Origin of the sequence: Colwellia sp. BRX8-4 (genome assembly GCF_014077345.1) — a bacterium.
Taxonomy (GTDB): Bacteria; Pseudomonadota; Gammaproteobacteria; order Enterobacterales; family Alteromonadaceae; genus Colwellia_A.
The window spans coordinates 1-375 of the sequence record NZ_JACGVS010000067.1 but is presented as its reverse complement, the minus strand read 5'-3'; the positions used below and the strand labels follow the sequence as shown (position 1 = coordinate 375).

At 40.8% G+C, this 375-nt stretch carries 1 pseudogene; it reads right to left on the bottom strand.

The window, feature by feature from the left end:
• A pseudogene (locus tag H4J56_RS19395) lies at nucleotides 1-375 on the bottom strand (transposase); the annotation flags it as partial.

Below are 375 nucleotides of genomic sequence, written 5' to 3'. Positions count from 1 at the left end.
AAAAGTGCCCCGTGCATTTATCTTCTTTATTGGCTTGTCGAGCAATAGGCTCGTTTAATGCCCGCATAAACCAACTGATATCGATTAAGCGCTGTTTATAGACCTGTGCTGTTTCTTCAACCATTGCCATTTCGAATGGAGTTAATGTAGTTAATGATTGCTCTTGTTGAAATTGACGAGTCAACAGGGTGCCTTTAAACAACTTATGCCAACGGGACAGTACTTCTAGCGTCGTCCAGTTGTTAGCTTGTTCACTATCAACATGAAGGACTAAATGTAAGTGATTATTCATGACAGCGTGAGCACAAATATCAATAGCAAACACCTGAGATAATGTAAAAATGCGCTGTTCAATCCAATGACGCCTGTGCTCGT